Source organism: Mesorhizobium sp. M7A.F.Ca.AU.002.02.1.1, assembly GCF_003998535.1.
GTDB lineage: Bacteria > Pseudomonadota > Alphaproteobacteria > Rhizobiales > Rhizobiaceae > Mesorhizobium > Mesorhizobium ciceri.
Window position 1 is genome coordinate 1 of the sequence record NZ_RZPB01000458.1, and the last position, 5,030, is coordinate 5,030.

The 5,030-nt window shown below is 59.9% G+C and carries 5 protein-coding genes and 1 pseudogene; 4 read left to right on the forward strand and 2 right to left on the reverse strand.

The annotated features are described in order from the left end of the window. The 3 genes and pseudogenes from metX to EN879_RS23980 all read left to right on the forward strand — a co-directional run. A pseudogene (metX, locus tag EN879_RS23970) lies at window positions 1-643 on the forward strand (homoserine O-acetyltransferase); the annotation flags it as partial. 58 nt (window positions 644-701) lie between these two features. Beyond that, a complete protein-coding gene (gene metW, locus EN879_RS23975) occupies window positions 702-1,316 on the forward strand; it encodes a methionine biosynthesis protein MetW (protein WP_013529385.1) in 615 nt (204 codons plus the stop codon). A 160-nt stretch (window positions 1,317-1,476) separates the two neighbouring features. Continuing rightward, entirely contained in the window at window positions 1,477-2,469 is a 993-nt protein-coding gene (locus tag EN879_RS23980; protein WP_063169100.1) for a glycosyltransferase, read from the forward strand. 30 nt (window positions 2,470-2,499) lie between these two features. Here the strand turns inward: EN879_RS23980 and EN879_RS23985 are convergent, their stop codons facing one another. Next, window positions 2,500-2,850 (reverse strand): DUF1330 domain-containing protein, encoded by a 351-nt coding sequence (locus tag EN879_RS23985; RefSeq protein WP_013529383.1) that lies wholly within the window; start codon window positions 2,848-2,850, stop codon window positions 2,500-2,502. Between the two features lie 369 nt (window positions 2,851-3,219). On the opposite strand from EN879_RS23985, the gene EN879_RS23990 reads away from it, so the two are divergent. Further along, complete coding sequence (locus EN879_RS23990) at window positions 3,220-4,152, forward strand: glycosyltransferase family 2 protein (protein WP_013529382.1); 933 nt, start codon at window positions 3,220-3,222, stop codon at window positions 4,150-4,152. 71 nt (window positions 4,153-4,223) lie between these two features. Here the strand turns inward: EN879_RS23990 and EN879_RS23995 are convergent, their stop codons facing one another. After that, window positions 4,224-5,027, reverse strand: coding sequence for a DUF1194 domain-containing protein (locus EN879_RS23995; protein WP_063169101.1), 804 nt, complete (start codon window positions 5,025-5,027; stop codon window positions 4,224-4,226). Window positions 5,028-5,030: the final 3 nt, after the last annotated feature.

The following is a 5,030-nucleotide window of genomic DNA, read 5'->3' on the forward strand; positions in this document are numbered from 1 at the left end:
GCGCGTCTTCTCGGCGCTGCCGATCGCCACCGGCGCGCGCCATTCCTCGCAGAACATCGCCTTTCATGAGGTTGGCCGGCAGGCTGTCATGGCCGATCCGGACTGGCATGGCGGCAAATATTTCGAGCACGGCAAACGCCCGGAAAAGGGCCTGGCGGTAGCGCGCATGGCCGCCCACATCACTTACCTGTCGGAAGCCGCCCTGCACCGCAAGTTCGGCCGCAATCTGCAGGATCGCGAAGCGCTGACCTTCGGCTTCGACGCCGACTTCCAGATCGAAAGCTATCTTCGGCACCAGGGCATGACCTTCGTCGATCGCTTCGACGCCAATTCCTACCTCTACATGACGCGGTCGATGGACTATTTCGACCTCGCCGCAGACCATGGCGGCCGGTTGGCCGATGCCTTCGCCGGCACGAAAACCCGCTTCTGCTTGGTGTCGTTCACCTCGGATTGGCTGTTCCCGACCGAGGAGAGCCGCTCGATCGTGCATGCGCTCAACGCCGCCGGCGCATCGGTATCCTTCGTCGAGATCGAGACCGACCGTGGCCACGACGCATTCCTGCTCGACGAGCCGGAACTGTTTGCCGCGATAAACGGCTTCATCGGCTCGGCGGCCCGAGCGAGAGGGCTGAGCGCATGACCCGGAAAAATTGCAGGCTTTTCGGATCGGGATCATGCGCCAGGCGGGAGGCGAAGCCATGAGCGTCAACCGCGACCAGCGCGTCGACCTCGAAGTCGTCGCCAACCTCATCCCGCCACAGTCGCGCGTGCTCGATGTCGGCTCGGGCGACGGCTCGCTGCTCGAACTGCTGCAGGACACCAAGCAGGTCGACGGCCGCGGACTCGAGCTGTCGCAGCGCGGCGTCAACGAATGTGTGGCGCGCGGCCTCTCGGTCATCCAGGGCGACGCTGACAAGGATCTCGAATTCTATCCCGACAAGGGCTTTGACTTCGTCGTCCTGTCGCAGACGCTGCAGGCCACCCGCAACCCGAAGCTGGTGCTCGACGAACTGCTCAGGATCGGCAACCGCGCCATCGTCTCCTTCCCCAATTTCGGCCATTGGCGTGTGCGCCTGTCGCTGTTCCTCAACGGCCGCATGCCGGTGACCAAGGACCTGCCCTATTCCTGGTACGACACGCCCAACATCCACTTCTGCACCATCCGCGATTTCGTCAATCTGTGCGACGAACTCGGCGCGACAGTCGAGAAGGCAACCGCCCTCGACGCCGCCGGCCAGAAGATCGGCTTGTCGATGCCGTGGTGGTTCTGGAATTTCTTCGGCCAGCAGGCAGTGTTCTTGCTGAAACGGTAATTTCCTCACCGATCAAAGACCCGACTCGCCAAGCAACAGTGTGTTTGGCGCCGAGCAAAGTCGCCCTGTATGACGATCGCGAACCAGTGTAAATGGCGTCGACTGTTTGACAGCGGGCTAGTGCGGCTATAGCCACACTGACGGCTCGGGGGGGCAAAAAATGGTCGAAGAACGCGCAACTTATTCACTCGTCGTCGAAATGGAGAATGCAAAATCGATCGACTGGGGCGAGATCGGCGTTGGGATGAAGGCCTTGGCTCGGGAAATCTCATCGGTTTCAGCAACCGGTTCAGCGCGACCAAGGATCGTCATCTCTCACGGCGGAGCAGAGTCGGACAAAGAGGCGTTGCGTCGTGAGATTTCGAATGAGGCCCCGCAGCTCGGTCAGGTTGCCGAACTCGTCTTCACAGCTTTCCCTGGCGGCCGATATTACGACCTGAAGAACAACGGTATGCTGGCATCGGACGGAGATATCGTCATCTTTCTGGATTCCGACGTGGTCGCGGAACCAGGATGGCTATCAGGACTGCTTGAACCCTTTGAAAACTCTGAAGTTATCTGCGCAAACGGATATACATACCTTTCATACGACGACTTCTTTTCAAGAACCTTTGCGTTGATCTGGTTTTTCCCGATGGCCCGTGGTGACGGGCGATTTGCCTCGAAGCGAGCGATCAACGCCAACAATGTAGCGTTTCGACGCGAGTGGATCCTCAGCCACCCTTTTCCAAAACATAACGGCTTCAAGGTTTCCTGCACTTTGCTGATGCGCGAACTGCTGCGGGAAGGCCACAAAATTCATAATGTCAACGCACGCGTTTATCACTATTCGCCGCGGGGCTGGCGGTTCTTTTACTGGCGCGCCCTGGTTACAGGTCGCGACGCCGACCGGAAGTTCGTTGCGCTCAATTCGCCGAGCCGCACGCGACGGATAGTCAAGTCCTTCAGCCGGTGGCTCACCATGTCATGGCGCACGACACGACGGATCGTAGGCCATGCCCGGGAAACCGGGATGCCGCTTTGGCAGGTTCCCTTTTCTCTGATTGTCGGTCAGGCATTTTATGGTTTGGCGTTTTGGGGCCAGTTCAGTTTCGCAACTGGCATGGTTCGCGACAAAATCGAAACGGTGCCAGACTATGTTGGGCATAGCTAGACGCTGTACCGCCATTCCTTGAACCGCAGTTCAGCGTCCAATTGATCCTTGATCCGGCGATTGCTCCAGAACATCCGTGGCCTTGTGCGGATGTTCGACGCCGTCGACGAACACCACATCGGCCTCCGAATTGTCCGTGCGCAGCGCCAGTATCGCTTGGTAGGCCGGCGAATTGTACCAGCCATGCACATGCTGCCTGTCGGGAAATTCTATGATGATCAGATGGCCAGGCCAGTCGTTCTCGATCACCTCCACATCGCCGCCATGGACCAGAAAACGGCCGCCGAAAGGTTCCAGCGTGGCATCTATCCTATGCAGATATTCGACGATCTGCGGACCCATTGTGGCTTGGCGCATATGGGCGACGGCGTAAGCGGCCATGACTGAACTCCCTTGTCATCGAAGCCGAGTTGCCGGCCTCTGCATGGGCAATCTGACCAAAGGCCGAGCGCTAAGCGATTACGTCTGAGGTAATGGGATGTATGCTATCTGTCATGATGGGTTGCTTCCACGGTGATTCGTAATGCTATGTGCGGCGGTGCTGTTGCAATTGGAACGCTAAGAGCGGGGATTCGTTGTCTCGCCTGGATTGAGTACCGGCACGGTGGGTGACAGGGGCAGTCGTTTTTTATAGCGTCGCGCCGACTGTGATGTGGTGTAGAGAAAGGGAAGTCCAATCCATTCGACCGTTCTGAAAATCGAAAAGTCCTGGACAGACGCGCAACCCTGCGCAGGAAACAGCTGACAGACATGGCCGGGATCGATCCAGTACCTCTCATCACGGTCATTACGCCGACCCACAACCGACGCGAAACAGTGTTGCGCGCCGTGGAAAGCGTATTCTCCCAGAGCATGTCGAGGTTTGAGCACATTGTCGTCGACGATGGTTCGACCGATGGGACCGAAGCGGCGCTGGCCCGCATCCAGGACCCGCGGCTGATCTATGTCGGGGCGAAATGGCGAGGCGCCAACGCCGCCAGGAATGCCGGCATCGAGCGGGCGCGGGCACCGTTGGTGACGTTCCTCGATTCCGACGACATCTACTTGCCGCACCGGCTTGAACGAACCCTGACCTGGTTCGATGAAAATCCTGCACTGCAAGTGCTGATCAGTTCGTTCGTGTCCCTGAAGGGCAATCGCATCACAAACTGCGCCAACCCAGAGGCATTCGTGAGCCCCGCAATGCTTGAGCGGACGCTGGTTGGGCAGACCATCTTCATCGCCGGCTCCGCGATCACTGCTCGCCGTGAAGCCTTGCTGGCCATCGGCGGCTACGACAGCGACATCACCCGCATGCAGGATCGCGAATTGCTGCTGCGCCTTGCCCGGCGCTTCGGTGCGCAACTGTCCGAGGACCTCGACTGGACGAAATACAATTCGGAGAACTCGATTTCCGGCCGCCGTGACGGCTATGTCGAGGCCTATGCGAACCTGATGGGCAAACATCCTCATATTGCCCACGCCTACCCGCACATTCCGCCTTACATGATCTCGCGGCAGCTCATCGCCGATATCCTGCGAGGCAGGATACCGGAGGCATTCCAGGGCTATATGGCCAACCGATCGTCGAAAGCGCTTGGCTACTCGCTGCCGGAATTGATGCAAGGCTATGTCCATGGCCGACGCTGGCGCCGCGATCTCTCCAACGAGTTTCGCAACCAATGTGGCGCCCGGCTCGCCTGAACCCAGAGCAACTCCAGGAAAATCGTGGAACGGTTTTCCCTCCGGATTGCGTGAACCGCACTATCGAGAGCTCAGCGGTCAAGTTCGGGAAAATACGGATCCGATAAAAACCGCCTGTCCCGTTCGCCCTGCAGGCAGTCTATCGGCTTGGCCGCGTCGACGGGGGTGATTCTCGCCTTGTCCCGAATGCCGCTCACTTCGAGGATCAGCTTGCGCCGGATGGCTGTCGAAAACTCCGCGGCGGCATAGATGGGCAGCACGAAGGAACCGGGCCCGCCGGTCACGCATTGCGCGTAATACTGGTCGAGATGGCTGAAGGTGGGCGACGGGCTGATCAGGATCGGCAGGCCGTTGACGACGATGCCTTTGGCAGTCGCCGCATCACGCGTCGCGGTGACTGGCGGTCCGATATTGTTCGGTCCGTCGCCCGAAATGTCGATGACGCTACGTTCGCCCTGGAAAGACGTGCGGTCGAAAAGCTCGGCACCGAAGGCCAGCGCGCCGGAAATCGAAGTGCCGCGAAAGCTGCGGAACGGACGCGCCGCGACCTCGTCGGCAAAGCTGTTGGCGCTCTCGGCACTATCGATGATCTGCCAGCCGATGACCGCGTCGTCGCGCACCGTGCCGGCCCACTCGAAATAGGTCAGCGCTATGCGGCCCGTGGCGCCGGCGCGGACAGCCTTGATGAAGTCGGGATGCCGCAGCGCCTCGACATAACCGGCGCGCTGCAGCGCGAACTCCTTCTCGTCCATCGACAGCGAGATGTCGACTGCCAGCACCAGCTCGACGTCGACGGCGAGCGCATCCCGCGGCGAGGCGGCGGGGGCAGCCTGGGCGCAGGCAAGACAGGCAAGCAGGCGCAGAGCATCAAGCATGGC

Bases quoted from the DNA above. Each gene is read 5' to 3' on its own strand.
- metW (WP_013529385.1), top strand. From the start codon at position 702: ATGAGCGTCAACCGCGACCAGCGCGTCGACCTCGAAGTCGTCGCCAAC.
- EN879_RS23980 (WP_063169100.1), top strand. From the start codon at position 1,477: ATGGTCGAAGAACGCGCAACTTATTCACTCGTCGTCGAAATGGAGAAT.
- EN879_RS23985 (WP_013529383.1), bottom strand. From the start codon at position 2,850: ATGGCCGCTTACGCCGTCGCCCATATGCGCCAAGCCACAATGGGTCCG.
- EN879_RS23990 (WP_013529382.1), top strand. From the start codon at position 3,220: ATGGCCGGGATCGATCCAGTACCTCTCATCACGGTCATTACGCCGACC.
- EN879_RS23995 (WP_063169101.1), bottom strand. From the start codon at position 5,027: ATGCTTGATGCTCTGCGCCTGCTTGCCTGTCTTGCCTGCGCCCAGGCT.